At 51.5% G+C, this 14,305-nt stretch carries 12 protein-coding genes; 5 read left to right on the top strand and 7 right to left on the bottom strand.

Annotated elements, in window-relative coordinates; translation table 11 throughout:
- The first annotated feature begins 760 nt into the window (after positions 1–760).
- Positions 761–1,756: a gluconate operon transcriptional repressor GntR gene (gene gntR / locus GZ59_RS13315; protein WP_039292397.1), complete on the top strand. Its 996-nt coding sequence runs from the start codon at positions 761–763 to the stop codon at positions 1,754–1,756.
- 4 nt (positions 1,757–1,760) lie between these two features.
- Here gntR and GZ59_RS13310 read toward each other — a convergent pair whose 3' ends face one another.
- Positions 1,761–2,288 (bottom strand): gluconokinase, encoded by a 528-nt coding sequence (locus tag GZ59_RS13310; protein WP_011093410.1) that lies wholly within the window; start codon positions 2,286–2,288, stop codon positions 1,761–1,763.
- Between the two features lie 296 nt (positions 2,289–2,584).
- Here GZ59_RS13310 and gntT point away from each other — a divergent pair, with 296 nt between their 5' ends.
- From gntT to GZ59_RS13295, 3 genes are all read left to right on the top strand, one after another.
- Complete coding sequence (gntT, locus tag GZ59_RS13305) at positions 2,585–3,919, top strand: gluconate transporter (protein WP_011093411.1); 1,335 nt, start codon at positions 2,585–2,587, stop codon at positions 3,917–3,919.
- 210 nt (positions 3,920–4,129) lie between these two features.
- The gene (locus GZ59_RS13300) at positions 4,130–4,855 is read left to right on the top strand and encodes an EAL domain-containing protein (RefSeq protein ID WP_039292392.1); all 726 of its coding nucleotides are present in this window, start codon (positions 4,130–4,132) and stop codon (positions 4,853–4,855) included.
- A gap of 185 nt (positions 4,856–5,040) precedes the next feature.
- Positions 5,041–6,492: a protein adenylyltransferase SelO gene (locus GZ59_RS13295; RefSeq protein WP_011093413.1), complete on the top strand. Its 1,452-nt coding sequence runs from the start codon at positions 5,041–5,043 to the stop codon at positions 6,490–6,492.
- A gap of 19 nt (positions 6,493–6,511) precedes the next feature.
- Here GZ59_RS13295 and GZ59_RS13290 read toward each other — a convergent pair whose 3' ends face one another.
- From GZ59_RS13290 to GZ59_RS13265, 6 genes are all read right to left on the bottom strand, one after another.
- Positions 6,512–7,309: a heme ABC transporter ATP-binding protein gene (locus tag GZ59_RS13290; RefSeq protein WP_011093414.1), complete on the bottom strand. Its 798-nt coding sequence runs from the start codon at positions 7,307–7,309 to the stop codon at positions 6,512–6,514.
- Entirely contained in the window at positions 7,302–8,306 is a 1,005-nt protein-coding gene (locus tag GZ59_RS13285) for a FecCD family ABC transporter permease (RefSeq protein ID WP_011093415.1), read from the bottom strand. The genes GZ59_RS13290 and GZ59_RS13285 overlap by 8 nt, the downstream gene beginning before the upstream one ends.
- Positions 8,303–9,121 carry a heme/hemin ABC transporter substrate-binding protein gene (locus tag GZ59_RS13280; RefSeq protein WP_011093416.1) on the bottom strand — a complete coding sequence of 273 codons (819 nt, stop codon included), beginning with the start codon at positions 9,119–9,121 and terminating at the stop codon, positions 8,303–8,305. Before GZ59_RS13280 ends, GZ59_RS13285 begins: the two co-directional genes overlap by 4 nt.
- Entirely contained in the window at positions 9,118–10,167 is a 1,050-nt protein-coding gene (locus tag GZ59_RS13275) for a hemin-degrading factor (RefSeq protein ID WP_011093417.1), read from the bottom strand. The genes GZ59_RS13280 and GZ59_RS13275 overlap by 4 nt, the downstream gene beginning before the upstream one ends.
- Positions 10,168–10,373: 206 nt before the next feature.
- The gene (locus GZ59_RS13270) at positions 10,374–11,696 is read right to left on the bottom strand and encodes a 6-phospho-alpha-glucosidase (RefSeq protein ID WP_039292387.1); all 1,323 of its coding nucleotides are present in this window, start codon (positions 11,694–11,696) and stop codon (positions 10,374–10,376) included.
- 2 nt (positions 11,697–11,698) lie between these two features.
- Entirely contained in the window at positions 11,699–13,288 is a 1,590-nt protein-coding gene (locus tag GZ59_RS13265; RefSeq protein WP_039292385.1) for an alpha-glucoside-specific PTS transporter subunit IIBC, read from the bottom strand.
- Between the two features lie 300 nt (positions 13,289–13,588).
- Here GZ59_RS13265 and GZ59_RS13260 point away from each other — a divergent pair, with 300 nt between their 5' ends.
- Positions 13,589–14,302: a GntR family transcriptional regulator gene (locus GZ59_RS13260; RefSeq protein WP_039292384.1), complete on the top strand. Its 714-nt coding sequence runs from the start codon at positions 13,589–13,591 to the stop codon at positions 14,300–14,302.
- Positions 14,303–14,305 lie beyond the last annotated feature (3 nt).

Here is a 14,305-nt window from a genome sequence, read left to right as displayed (position 1 = left end):
GCGGGCGTTTTTATTATTTTTAAGATGAGAAATGCTCTCGTGCAAATAAACGCACGATACGAGATCGTCAATAAATAAAGTGCCCTTTAATACGGTGTATATACCGTAAAACAGTATGGGCGTATTCAGGGCGCGAATAGGGTTTATCGCGACCTCACTTGATTCAGACTTTCATCTTTGCCGCTAAGTTTTCTCTCCAATAGGCCATGTATCAGGACGCCCTGACGGTGATGAGACCACTATATACTCAAATGATACCGGTAACAATGAGTTTAATGATGACGCTTTACTCGATTCAGCTGAGATGAAAATTATTTTGTGATGAAGATCACGTTGTGATGTGTGCTAGTGGGAAAGGCGCAAAATGTGCTATATCAGGCTTTATCGTGATGGGTAGTAATATCTAAAATAATAATGGAAAAAATAAAAATTAGTTTGGGTTTTTAATGTCGTTTTTATGGGGCTATATTATTTAAAGTTAAAGAATGAAAAATAGAAGTTAACTAATGTGTCGCGGAATTTTTTTTCCCAAAGCGCCGCGTTGAATATTTTTTATGGATGTCAATGTGCTCGGAATTATGACGTTTTTTCAATGAAAAATAAGGGGAAGGGCAGGGTTGTTTTGTCATTATTAATCATTTAATTGTTATGTTGGTTCGGGTAGTGAACGGGTTGCCATCGTGTCACCCTCGCTCACAGACAGCGTTGGTTTTCTTTGTTACACTAGAGTACCGGCCAACAATATTTCAATTGATTGAAAATGAAGAAGAAAAGACCAGGTTTACAAGATGTGGCCAACTGTGTAGGCGTCACTAAAATGACCATTAGCCGCTATCTACGCGATCCGCAGAAGGTATCGGCGACGCTACGCGACAGGATTGCCGCTGCGCTGGATGAATTGGGGTACATACCCAACCGGGCACCAGAGATTTTATCGAATGCCACTAGCCGAGCGATTGGCGTTCTGCTTCCTTCATTGACCAATCAGGTGTTTGCTGAAGTATTGCGTGGCATTGAGCGCGTGACGGATGCGCATGGCTACCAGACGATGCTGGCGCACTATGGCTACCACGCCGAGCGTGAAGAGATGCGCTTGACGTCACTGCTTTCCTACAACATCGATGGACTGATCCTTTCTGAGCGTTCGCACACGGAACGCACGCGCAAGATGATTGAAGTGGCCGGCATTCCAGTGATTGAAATCATGGACAGCGAGTCTCCCTGTATCGATCTGGCCGTGGGTTTTAACAATTTTGAAGCTGCCTACCAGATGACTCAGGTACTGCTGGCGCGTGGACACCGTTTTCCTGTTTATCTCGGCTCGCGTTTGGATGAACGTACTCTGATTAAAATGCAGGGGTATGAACAGGCGATGCGTGAGGCCGGGCTGATGCCGCGTGATGTCAGTACCGATCGTCCCTCGTCTTACAGCCTGGGCGGCGAACTGATGAAAGAAGCGCTCGAGCGTTATCCGGAAACCGACAGCCTGTTTTGCACCAACGATGATATCGCCATTGGTGCCGCCTTCGAGTGCCAACGGCAAGGGTTGCACATCCCCGATCAAATGGCGATCGCCGGCTTTCACGGACACGATATTGGCCAGTCGATGGAACCTAAACTGGCCAGCGTGTTGACGCCGCGTGAAGTAATGGGGCAGGTGGCGGCAGAGAGGCTGCTGGCCCGGTTACGCGGGGAGGTTGTTACCCCGCAACGATTGGACTTGGGCTTCACTATCCTGCACGGCGGCAGTATTTGAACCCTTAGCGGCGAGATACAACACCCGCGTTGCGCAATGCTGCCAGGCCACGCGCAACCACTTCATCAAAGTCGCCATCGATGTCGATACTGACCACGTCAGTTTCATTAGCGGCCGGTTCTTCCAACGCCTCGAATTGGCTTTTGAGCAGATCGGTTGGCATGAAATGCCCAGCGCGTGCCTTGAGGCGTTCCAGAATGACGTCAAAGCTGCCTTTCATATAAAGGAACAGCATTTCTGGATTGTCCTGACGCAGGCGATCGCGGTAACGGCGTTTTAACGAAGAGCAGACGATCAGGCCCACTTCGTTCTTGTGGCGCAGGCTGTAGGCGGCATCGTTGAGACGCTCAAGCCACGGCGCACGATCGTTATCATCTAGTGGCTGGCCGCTGGCCATTTTTTGAATGTTGGCTCGCGGGTGCAGATCGTCGCCATCGATGAATTTAGCGCCCAGCGCGTTCGCGATGGCGGCTCCCACACTGGATTTACCACACCCAGATACGCCCATGATGATGATGCTTTGTCCAGCCATAGTTTGATCTCTATCTCAAAATGAATATTTAAGCTTACTTGGTAGTTTCGCATTTTATCACGTTACCGGTATCATGATACCGGTAACAAGTAGGGGTGTGACAAAAATCACAAATTACCGATGGCATAATAGAGGGCGTGAAGTACAACTCCGGCATGTCAGGCTTTGGCCCCCAAAGCTCGGTAGCAAGCGCTACCCGGTAACAAAAAGAACGCTATCTTGAAGTCAACGTAGCTTTTATAGATCTGACTAGAATAGCGACAGCATCTGTACGATTCCTATATCGGAGAATTATTATGCCATTAATCATCGTAGCAATTGGGGTTGCCCTGCTGCTGCTGCTGATGATCCGTTGTAAATTGAACGGGTTCATTTCATTGATTCTGGTGTCGCTGGCCGTCGGCTTGGCGTTGGGTTACACCACTCAGGGGGGATTTAACGTCAATGGCGTGATCACTTCTATCAAAAATGGGGTTGGCGGCACGCTGGGCAGCCTGGCCCTGATCATGGGGTTTGGCGCCATGTTGGGCAAACTGCTGGCAGATTGCGGCGGCGCCCAGCGTATTGCGACAACGCTTATCGATAAATTTGGTAAGGACCGTATCCAGTGGGCAGTGGTCTTAACCGGTTTTACTGTCGGTTTTGCGCTGTTTTATGAAGTTGGCTTTGTGTTGTTGCTGCCGCTGGTGTTTACCATTGCAGCTGCGGCGCAAATTCCATTGCTGTTTATCGGTGTGCCGATGGCTGCCGCGTTATCGGTAACCCATGCGCTGTTGCCTCCGCATCCGGGCCCGACCGCTATCGCTATTCTGTTCAAAGCCGATATGGGTAAAACCCTGCTTTACGGAACCCTGATTGCTATCCCTACTGTGATTTTGGCGGGGCCGGTCTATGCGCGTTTCCTGAAAAGTATCGATAAACCTATTCCTGCTGGATTGCACAATCCAAAAGTGTTTGCCGACCATGAGATGCCGAGCTTTGGTATCAGCGTATTCACTACCCTGATTCCGGTTATTCTGATGACGGGCCGTGCAGTGGCAGAAATGACGCTGCAAAAAGGCCACCCAGTGCTGGGTTACGCGGAGTTTTTGGGCGACCCGGTTATGGCGACCCTGATTTCCGTTATCGTGGCGATCTTTACCTTCGGGCTTAATCGCGGTCGTAGCATGGATCAGGTAATGGATACCGTTAGCGATTCCATCAAGATCATCGCCATGATGTTGATGGTTATCGGTGGTGGCGGTGCATTCAAACAAATTCTGGTGGACGGTGGCGTTGCGAAGTATATCGAAACGCTGATGGCGGGCAGTACGCTGTCGCCGTTACTGATGGGATGGGCGATTGCTGCGGCATTGCGTCTGGCTCTGGGTTCAGCGACCGTTGCGGCTATGACCGCAGGCGGGATTGTTGCGCCGTTGCTGACCATCACTGGGGTGAGTCCTGAGCTGATGGTGCTGGCTGTGGGTTCCGGCAGCGTGATTTTCTCTCACGTGAACGATCCGGGTTTCTGGCTGTTTAAAGAGTATTTCAACCTGACTATTGTCGAAACCATGAAGTCCTGGTCTGCGTTGGAAACCATTATTGCGGTGTGTGGCCTGATTGGCTGTCTGCTGCTGAATATGGTGATTTAAACCCTGCTTTCCGGTTGCCCTCGTTCTGAGGGCAACCGAATCATGATCTTACCCACGTAAAGTGGACGCAACTCTAAGCGAAGCCGGACTCTGAATAAACTGGCGTTATGGCAGAAGAGTGCTTTTCGTGCTTAGTACGAGTAAGTGCTATAGATTCGTCTATGATAATAACTTAATGTGATTATTATTTATTCTGTGTAGTACAAGATCATGCGCATCCATCTTGCTGTTGATTACACCAGTGACTACGTTTTTTGGCCGATATTCAGGTTGGATGGAACACTGCTTGCCGTTGAAATGATAAGCCATTTTAATGGTCTTGCGGGTAAGTTGAGCATGCCCGCCGATATTCTCCTTATGCAGTTAAGCCCGCGACAACAACATGATTTTATTCATGAACAGCTTCTTTTTATCAAAGAAAAATCGGCATGGTTTATCGATAACCACATTCAACTGGTACTCAAGGTAGGGCGTCAGATAACAGAGATGTTAATTAAATCCGACGTACTGCGCGGCGAAATCAAACACCTCAATTTTGTTTTATTGGAAATTAATGAGCTTTTCCCACAGCTATCGCAGGGAAAAGAAAACGCAGCACTGCTTAATTTGAGCCAATCCGTTCCTTTATGGCTGGATAATTTTGGTTCTGGAAAAACCACGCTTAAACCTTTACACGATGGGTTAGTGCGCGGCGTGAAGCTGGATCGTCAGTTTATCGGGCAACTTTTATCGCGGCCGACCAATACGCTGATGATGGAGCCGTTATTACGGACGATTAAAAACAGCTATTCAGGGATTAGTATCGTCGCTAAGGAGATCGATACCCTGGCGATTTTGAATAAAATAAAGCCGTTGAACATTGATGCCGTCCAAGGACGGATGTGGCCAGCGGTACATTTCGAACGACTTGAGCAGCGTACGGCGCTGATCGGCTAATGCAATAGATTCACCGCTTTTGGCAACGATGTTCTTCCTGAATATGCGTTGTGAAAATAATATCCCTGTATTTCCTCCGTGTTAATTTCGTTGCCATCCCTCTACACTTTCTGCATACCCGTTAGTCGTTGTGTGGTGAGCGTGTGGCTCTCTTCACCTGAGCAGGGTGGTATTAGGGAGACAAGATGCAGCAAACACCGTTATTCAAAAACCACTATTTTCATCAATTGCCAGGGTTCTATACCGCGCTACAGCCGACGCCGCTGCATGGCGCTCGTCTGCTTTATCACAGTGAGGGATTGGCCTCAGAACTTGGCCTGTCTTCCGACTGGTTTACGCCAGAACAGGATGACGTCTGGAGCGGTACGCGTTTACTGCCGGGAATGGAGCCGCTGGCGCAGGTGTACAGCGGTCATCAGTTTGGCTCGTGGGCCGGCCAACTGGGTGACGGGCGTGGCATCCTGCTAGGGGAACAACAGCTGGCGGATGGCCGCAGCATGGACTGGCACCTGAAAGGTGCGGGGCTAACACCGTATTCGCGCATGGGGGATGGTCGTGCCGTGTTACGTTCGGCAATACGCGAATTTCTGGCCTCGGAAGCGATGCATCATCTGGGGATTCCCACTACGCGGGCGCTGACGATTGTCACCAGCCAACATCCAGTGCAGCGTGAGCAAGAAGAAAAGGGCGCAATGCTGCTGCGCGTGGCGGAAAGCCATGTGCGCTTTGGTCATTTTGAACACTTCTACTATCGTCGTGAGCCGGAAAAAGTGCGTCAGTTGGTGGAGTATGTGATTGCTCGTCACTGGCCACAGTGGGAAAACGACGAACGTCGTTATGAACTGTGGTTTGGCGATGTGGTAGAACGTACCGCTCGGCTGATTACACACTGGCAGGCGGTCGGATTTTCGCACGGTGTCATGAACACGGACAACATGTCGATTCTGGGGCTGACTATCGACTACGGCCCTTATGGTTTTTTAGATGCCTATCAGCCGGACTTCATTTGCAATCACTCTGACCATCGCGGGCGCTACGCGTTTGACAACCAGCCTGCAGTTGGGCTGTGGAATCTACATCGTTTGGGGCAGGCGCTGTCGGGATTGATGGATACCGACACGCTGGAGCGTGCGCTTGCTCGCTATGAACCGGCGCTGATGCAGCACTATGGCACGCTGATGCGCGCCAAGCTGGGCTTATTTACCGCGAGCCCCGACGATAATGACGTGCTGGTCGGGCTATTGCGCCTGATGCAGAAAGAAGGCAGCGATTACACCCGCACGTTCCGGCTGTTAGCGGACAGCGAGAAGCAGGCATCGCGCTCGCCGCTCCGTGATGAATTCATTGATAGAGCGGCATTCGATAGCTGGTTTGCTACCTACCGCCAGAGGTTGATGCAGGAAGATCAGGACGATGAGGAACGCCGTCGTCTGATGAATGCGACGAATCCAAAATATATTCTGCGTAATTATCTGGCGCAAATGGCGATTGAACGGGCGGAAAGTGACGATACTAGCGCGCTGGCACGTCTGCATCAGGCGCTGTGTCGGCCGTTTGACGAGCAGCCGGATAGCCACGATTTGGCGGCGTTACCGCCAGACTGGGGTAAGCATCTGGAGATATCCTGCTCCAGCTAAGCCGGAGCAGGGGGGCAAACTATTGACGCAGATAAACCTGTGGGATGGCGTAGTCAGGATGCGAACCCACGCTAAGATCGGCACGATACCAGTGAGCCAGCGTCTCTGCCTGTAGTACGTCCGCAGGCGAGCCTTGTGCGACCAGTTTGCCTTCGTGCAGTAGTAGAATGCGGTCGGCATACAGCGCCGCCAGATTCAGATCGTGCAGGACACAGCATACGGCTAGCGGCTGTTCACGCGTGAGTTGCTTGAGCAGCCGCAAGAGGTGTTGCTGATGGTACAGATCCAGCGCCGAGGTTGGTTCATCGAGAAATAACCAGCCTGGCGTCGGTTCGGGATGCCACAGCTGTGCCAGCACACGGGCCAGCTGCACCCGCTGCTGCTCTCCGCCAGAAAGATGACGATAGTCGCGCGTCGCCAGTTCCAGACAGCCCGTTTGCGCCATGACTTGTTGAACAACGTCATCGTTTTTCGGGTAGCGCCCATGAGGGGAGCGCCCCATCGCAACGACATCCTGCACGCTAAACGCAAACGCCATGCCGCTATGCTGGCGCATCACCGCACGCGTTTTTGCCAATGCACTGGGCTGCCAGTGCGAAAAGGGTTGTCCGGCTAACAGGCATTCACCGTCATCGGGCGTCAAATAACCGGTCAGTAAACGGAGCAGGGTCGATTTTCCCGCGCCGTTAGGACCAATAATCGCCACGATTTCCCCACAATTCAGTTCCAGAGAGACATCATCGGTCAGATAACGCCCGTTGGTCTGAAAGCGCAGATGGCGGGCGACTAACGTCCGGTCGAGCGCTGAGTCAGTCATTGCCGCGTCCTTTATGCTGAACGATCAGCCATAAGAAATAGGGGCCGCCAATCAGGCTGCTTAATAACCCAACGGGCATTTCTGCCGGAGAAAGTAATGTGCGTGCCAGCGTATCGGCAAACAGCAGCAGACAGGCACCGCCCAGGATAGATCCCGGAAGGAGCCAGCGATGATCGGCACCCAGATGCATACGCATCAGGTGTGGGATGATAAGCCCGATAAACCCGATCACGCCGCTGACCGCAACCGCCACGCCAACCAGCAGCGAACTCAGCAACAGTAGCGTGTATTTGGTGCGCTTCACGTTAACACCGAGGTAGTGCGCTTCTTCATCCCCTAGCTGCAACAGATTCAGGCGACGTGCATAGTACAATGTAGCGATCATCGCAGGGATTGTCAGCGTGCTGGCAACAAGCAGCATTGGCCACTGCGCCTGCCCGAGACTCCCCATGCCCCACAGTGAAAACTGGCGCAACTGCTGGTCGGTACTGAGGTAGGTCAAGACGCCGATGAAGGCAATACACAACGCATTGAGCGCGATACCTGCCAGTAATAGCCGCGTTAACCCACCCTGTTCGGAACGGCTGAGGATGAAGATGATAGCGGTAATCGCCAGACTACCCGCAAAGGCGGCGAACATCGGACCGTAAAGCGCCAACAGCGGAGGCAGGCCGAGCGGTAGCACGATGGTCAGCGCTACGCAGAGGGCGGCACCGCTGCTGATACCCAGCAGGCCGGGGTCGGCCAGCGGATTACGAAACAGCCCTTGCATAATCGCGCCGGAACAGGCCAATGCCCCACCGACGAGTATCGCCAGTAGCACGCGGGGAACGCGGATATTCAGCCAAATATGCCAGATTGGATCGTCAAAGGGGGTCTGCCATAACATTTTTAGCGACAGGCTCAGCGCACCCATGTTGGCGGCACCGACCATCAGTGCCACCATCAGTAACAGCAGTGCGATCAACCAAAATCGCGGGTGAAACCGTGACGTCATTTTATCGCTTCGGCTGTCTGACGCAGCGTAGCCATCAGCGCTGGGGTTTCGAGCGTAAAGCCGAGCATCGCCATGTCATCGACCACCAACAGACGCTTGTGCTTACCCGCAGGCGTCAGTTCCAGACCGGGTAATTTCCAGACTTGTGCTTCACCACCCAGCATTTTCAGTCCCTGGCTGGAAATCAGAATTAGATCCGGTGCGCTGGCAATCACGCCTTCCTGCGACAGCGGCTGGTAGCGTTCAACGTTCTGCATGGCATTCTTCAACCCGACATGGCGGATAATTGTGTCCGCTGGGGTATTTTTTCCTGCCGCCATCGCGGTCATACCGCCGTGGCTGAGAACGAACAGCACGTTAACCGGCAGCGGTGACGTTTTGACTGCCGCCAACTGCTGCTGATAGGTTTCTGTCAGTTTTTTACCTTCTGCGTCTTTTCCTAGCGTCTGCGCGATGGCCCCGATTTTCTTCGGCACGGCATCCAGCGATGGCTCGGCGGTTACATGAACCACTTTGGTGCCGCTGTCCGCAACCTGCTGCAAGATAAGCGATGGCTGGGACAGATCGCTGGCGACAACCAGAGAAGGTTTCATTGCCAGAATGCCTTCGGTGTTGAGCTGACGCATGTAGCCCACATCAGGCAGCTTTTTCACGGCTTCTGGGTGCAGACTGGTGCTGTCGCGTGCAACTAAATTTTTCTCTGCGCCCAGCGCATAGATGATTTCGGTAACGTCGCCACCGATAGAAACGACACGCTCGGCAGCGGACACCCCGAGAGGAAGTGTCAATAACAGGGGGAATAACCAGTTTTTCATGCAGCAAGATCCTTACGCAGTTTCAGGGCATCGATCTGGTTGCGCCATTGCTGTTGTTCCGGCGTTCCTTCGGTACGTTGCCCAAAGAGTTGTGCAATTTGAGAGCCATCTGCGGCATAGAGTTCCAGGCTGGTCACGATGCCGTCGGCTGTCGGTTTACGCGTGATCCAACTTTCAGCGATCGCGCCTTCGATCAGATGCAGGGTGAAATCTTTATTAAAGATATTAATCCATTCGGCGTGTTGCTCCATGCGCTCGACACGCTCAAGCGTACCGGTGAAGATTTGCACACAGCCACGGTTGCCGACAAACACCATGATCTCGTTCTGATCTTCACGTGCGGCAAACAGAATCTGTGACAGCGCATCGTTTTCTACACGGTAGGCCAAATCGTCAGCGACCGAGTTAAACGCCTGCTGACGCGTCAGGTTATAGCGTCTGAGCAGAATGAAGAAATCATGCACATCCGTCATCGCACGCCAGTCTGCTTCAAACTGAGGATTATGGGCAACCGGCTGTTCCACGGCGGTGTTACTCGCTGGACGACGTGTCAACGCTGGGTTTTCGCTGCTAGTAAATTTCTCAACGAATAGCTGCCAGGCGGCCATGTCCGTGGTGTCGGTCGTGTAGACCTTCAGAATGGCATCACCCTGATGATCGAAAAACTGAATGCTCTGGCGCTCACCGCGTGCGGTATTTTCACGCAGCGCAAAGGCGGATGCCCATTGAGAAAGGAACAAACGCAGATCCAACTCGCGCGGGTTGAGGATAAGACCGGCATGTCCATCAAGCGTCTGGTTTTGGTAGTAACCGGTATGCTCATGCACGGCGTACTCGTTGCGTGTGATCGACTTGGTATTACCAACCTGCTCCAGCGCACTTAACCAAACTTTGGCGTCACCCTGCAGGCGCTGCGCATCATGTCCGACGCGGGCATGAGTCAATTCCGCTTCACTGATGTTGAGTAGTGTAGCCAGATCGCGTGCGTATTTACGCGGGTGTTCAACTTTAGCCTGAAGGTACTGTTGGTAAATGGACGTCTGCATCTCGTTCGTTCCCTTAATCGTTGTCGTAGAGATTATAGCAATGAATGAGAATCATTTTCATGTAACAAAAACGCAACCTCAAGTGAAGTTTTCTTAATAAGTGGAATAAGGGAAATTGAGAGAGGAATTTACGTGCTGCGCGATAACGGGAAAAGTGACAGGAGAAAGCCCCTTCGCAATAAGAAGGGGCGGGAAGTCGTTTCCTGTTAGTGTAATTCAGGCCAGAAATCGCGGTTGGCATCAATCAGATCGTCCAAAATGGCTTTGGCGACGCTTGCGCTAGGAACCGTTTTGGACAATGTCAGCGCTTGCCACAGTTTTTGATACGATCCCTCTTCCCAGGCTTCAACCACCAATTTTTCGACGGCAACCTGCTGGCTCATTAATCCTTTTTGGAATGTAGGAATGTCGCCTATTTGCAGCGGCTCAGGCCCGTGGCTGCCAACGAGACACGGAATTTCCACCATCGCGCTAGGGTCAAAGTTACGTATCGCGCCGTTGTTCTCAACAATCAATAGCATTCTTTCTCGCGTGTTAAATGCGATAGCGCGTGCCAGATCAACAATATAAGACGCGTGTTCATCGATTTCGAGATCGCCAGCCGCACCCGATTTCGCTTCAGTGATGGCACGGCAGGCGCCAAACACCTGTTTTTCCCGTCCGGCCATCACTTCATTGGCTCGCGTATAGTCAGGGTTGGCATGCGCCACGACATAATCGGGGAAGAAATAATATTTCAGGTAAGTATTGGGTAGCGTCTGCGGATCGAGTGCGCAGACATCTTTCGCTTTGGCAAACGTGTCGTTCCAGCTTGCTTCGTTATGGTTCTCAACCGTCAGTGGAATATAACCATGTTGTGCAACGTGTTCGCGGATAGCTGGCAGTAACTCGTTACCGTCTTTATCCTGAATCGATGTCCACCAGCCGAAGTGATTCAGTCCGTAGTAGCGTACCGTCATCTCTTTGCGCGATTTCAGGCCAAGAATGTCTGCCATTCTGCCTTCTATGCCGATTGGCATATCACAGATATTAAGTATTTTTGCATTAGGACGTAGCTTGCGGGTCGCCTCTGCCACGATTGCCGCTGGGTTGGAGTAATTTAGCATCCACGCCTGTGGTGAGTACTGCTCCATGTAATCCACCAGTTCAAGCACGCCGCCAATAGAGCGCATACCGTAGGCAATCCCGCCTGGGCCACAGGTTTCTTGCCCAACCACGCCGTGACGCAGTGGAATTTTTTCATCCAGTTCGCGCATGGGGTACTTACCGACGCGAATGTGTGCCATCACAAAGTCCACGTCGGTAAATGCGGTTTGTGGATCGGTGGTATAGCTGAATTTGATTTCAGGTGCCTGCTCTCGCAGCAAAATTTTGCAGGCTTCGGCGACGATTTCCTGACGCGCGCTGTCGTTGTCATAAAATTTCAGCGTACCGATTGGAAAACGATCCTGATTTTGCAGCAGCATGAGAACAATGCCGGGGGTAAAGGTACTGCCGCCGCCTGCGATCAAAATTGAAAACTTTTTCATGGTTAAATCTCCATAGGATGTGTGTTGTGCATGAGATTTTCCAGACGATCGCGTACCTGAGGAACCGACAGGCCGACGATAATCTGAATGGCGTGACTGTTGCGGACGACGCCGTGTGCGCCGAGCTGGCGGAATACGTCATCGGGCTGCATTAGCGTTGGGTCTGCCAGCGTGATGCGTAAACGGGTTGCGCAGTTGGTGAGACTGGCTATGTTTTCTGCTCCGCCCAACGCGGTCAGATACGCTTTGGCTTCGTCCTGTTGTGCTGCGTGTTGTGTCATGTGTTGAGGCGTGGTTTTTCCAGCAAGATCCGCTTTTGAGTAGAGGCGAATTTCGCTGTCTTCCCGTCCCGGTGTTTTGATGTTGAAACGCAAAATCACGGCGCGGAAAATCAGGAAATAGAGAAAAGAGAACAGGATGCCGACGCTAATTTGGATGACCATATTCATGGCGTGATGGTGGAACATGGGGAGCCAGTTTTGCGTGGCGATTTCAATCAGCCCGCCGCCCATATTGCCGACTACGCCCAGCATATACATCACGGTGGCCATCGTGGCGGCCAGCACAGCATGGATCGCGAACAGGACAGGGGCGATGAACAAGAAAGTGAACTCAAGTGGTTCGGTGATACCAACCAGCACGGAGGTAAGTACGGCAGGGATCAGCAAGCCTGCAACTTTGCTTTTGTTTTCAGGGCTGGCTGTGGCGTACATGGCTGCGGCGATGCCGATGGCACCAAAAATCTTAGCGTTGCCAAACAGCGCGAATCCACCAACGGGAAAAAGCGTCTTCAATGGCAGTGTGGACTGACTGAAAGCCTGAATATTGGCGATCCAGTTAACCTGAATACCGCCTTCTACTGCGACTGGACCATAGATAAACGGTCCGTAAACGAAATGATGCAGTCCGGTGGGGATTAAAATGCGTTCCAGAAACGTGTATACCCAGACTCCGGCAGCGCCTGATGCCAGCAGCAATCCCTGAAGGGACGCGATTCCCATCTGGATTTTAGGCCAGACAAGTAAGGTCAACCAGGCGGCTGGAAGCATCAGCAGAAAGCTGATGATCACCACAAAAGCAGTGCCTTGAAATATGCCGAGATAAACTGGCAGCGTTTTATTGTAATAACGGTTGTGAAGCGCGGTGATAAAGGCGGAGATGGCGATAGCGCCAATAATGCTGGTATCCAGCGTTTTGATGCCTGCGATCGTCGTTAATCCACTGATGCCGCCGATCTCAGCGCTGAAATCAATATTGAAATAGCTGCCCCATTGGGTTGCCATTGCTTGAATTAGATAATTAAAGGTCAGGTAAGAAACCAGTGCTGCAAGACATGCTCTGGCAGGCGAGTGATTTGCCAATCCAATCGGCAGACAGAAAGCAAAAATCAGTGGCATATTGCGAAAGATGGTCCATCCACCTTCTTCAATCACATAAACTATCTGGAAAAATAGACTGTCCGGGTTGGCTAACTCACCGACAAGTATGGGATTCGACAGCATGATCGCCAACCCGACGACGATACCGGCAAAAGGAAATAGCAGCACGGGTGTGAACATTGCGCCACCAAACCGCTGAATTTGACTGAGCATAATGGTGTCCTTCATTTTTATGTTTGTAGGGAAATTTATTTTTTTGGTCTAGATAACGCGTTCTGTAGTGAGAATAAGCAGGTTGCTTCACACAAACAGGGCATGTATCGATGATTTGTGAGCTCAATCAACAAGTTGGCGCACGGGAAGAGGTATAGCTTTTGGCAGTCTTGCAGACCTGTTTATTCTTTGCAGGAGAGCGTTGGCGGTGAGAGAAACGTAATACTATGATTAGGAAATAAAAATTAAGGATGTCAGGCGAATCTCATGGCATCGGAAAGAGGAAAGGGAGGTCTAAAAGTGATCTATAAATTTATTGCCGAACAGATTCGTTCACGCATTAATTCCGCAGAATTTCGCGTTGGTGAGGTGTTGCCAGCGGAGAAACATCTGGCGAAAGAATTCTCCGTTTCGCGGATGACCGTGCGTAAAGCGCTAGAAATGCTGGTGGCGGAAGGGTTACTGGATCGCCGCCACGGGAGTGGAACCTATATTCTGCAAAAAGATGTCCAGCATGAGAGTCACGCGCTGAACAGTTTTGCCGAACATATGCGTTTGATTGGTCGTACGACGACGAATGACGTCGTGGATTTTCGTATTATCCCCGCGCCGCCAGCGATTGCCCGACAGCTGCGGCTTCGGACAGATGAAAAGATCTACTTTGCCCGACGTATTCGCTACGTGGACGGTAAATCCTGTATGTTGGAAGACAGCTATTTACCGGTTGCTCCCTTTCCTGAACTGTCGGTAAAACATTTGCAGGGATCGAAATTCGCTTATATCGAGGACGAAAAACATATTGAGATTGCCGGTTGCTACGAGGTTTTTTCGCCGATTTTGGCTGATGCGTCGGTGGCGCGTTTATTGAGCGTGAGCGAGGGCGCGCCGTTGCTACAAATGACCTCTCTATCGCAGTCGGTTGAAGGTGCGTATCTCGACTTTTCGATTATGATTTATAACGTACATGATTATCAGGTTAGCTTTTATATGCAGCGTAATAAGCTTTCGCTGTAAATT

The organism is Pectobacterium atrosepticum (genome assembly GCF_000740965.1).
GTDB classification, from domain to species: Bacteria; Pseudomonadota; Gammaproteobacteria; order Enterobacterales; family Enterobacteriaceae; genus Pectobacterium; species Pectobacterium atrosepticum.
The sequence above is the reverse complement of the archived record's forward strand: the minus strand, read 5'-3'. Positions and strand labels throughout refer to the sequence as shown.

Bases quoted from the DNA above. Each gene is read 5' to 3' on its own strand.
- gntR (WP_039292397.1), top strand. From the start codon at position 761: ATGAAGAAGAAAAGACCAGGTTTACAAGATGTGGCCAACTGTGTAGGC.
- GZ59_RS13310 (WP_011093410.1), bottom strand. From the start codon at position 2,288: ATGGCTGGACAAAGCATCATCATCATGGGCGTATCTGGGTGTGGTAAA.
- gntT (WP_011093411.1), top strand. From the start codon at position 2,585: ATGCCATTAATCATCGTAGCAATTGGGGTTGCCCTGCTGCTGCTGCTG.
- GZ59_RS13300 (WP_039292392.1), top strand. From the start codon at position 4,130: ATGCGCATCCATCTTGCTGTTGATTACACCAGTGACTACGTTTTTTGG.
- GZ59_RS13295 (WP_011093413.1), top strand. From the start codon at position 5,041: ATGCAGCAAACACCGTTATTCAAAAACCACTATTTTCATCAATTGCCA.
- GZ59_RS13290 (WP_011093414.1), bottom strand. From the start codon at position 7,309: ATGACTGACTCAGCGCTCGACCGGACGTTAGTCGCCCGCCATCTGCGC.
- GZ59_RS13285 (WP_011093415.1), bottom strand. From the start codon at position 8,306: ATGACGTCACGGTTTCACCCGCGATTTTGGTTGATCGCACTGCTGTTA.
- GZ59_RS13280 (WP_011093416.1), bottom strand. From the start codon at position 9,121: ATGAAAAACTGGTTATTCCCCCTGTTATTGACACTTCCTCTCGGGGTG.
- GZ59_RS13275 (WP_011093417.1), bottom strand. From the start codon at position 10,167: ATGCAGACGTCCATTTACCAACAGTACCTTCAGGCTAAAGTTGAACAC.
- GZ59_RS13270 (WP_039292387.1), bottom strand. From the start codon at position 11,696: ATGAAAAAGTTTTCAATTTTGATCGCAGGCGGCGGCAGTACCTTTACC.
- GZ59_RS13265 (WP_039292385.1), bottom strand. From the start codon at position 13,288: ATGCTCAGTCAAATTCAGCGGTTTGGTGGCGCAATGTTCACACCCGTG.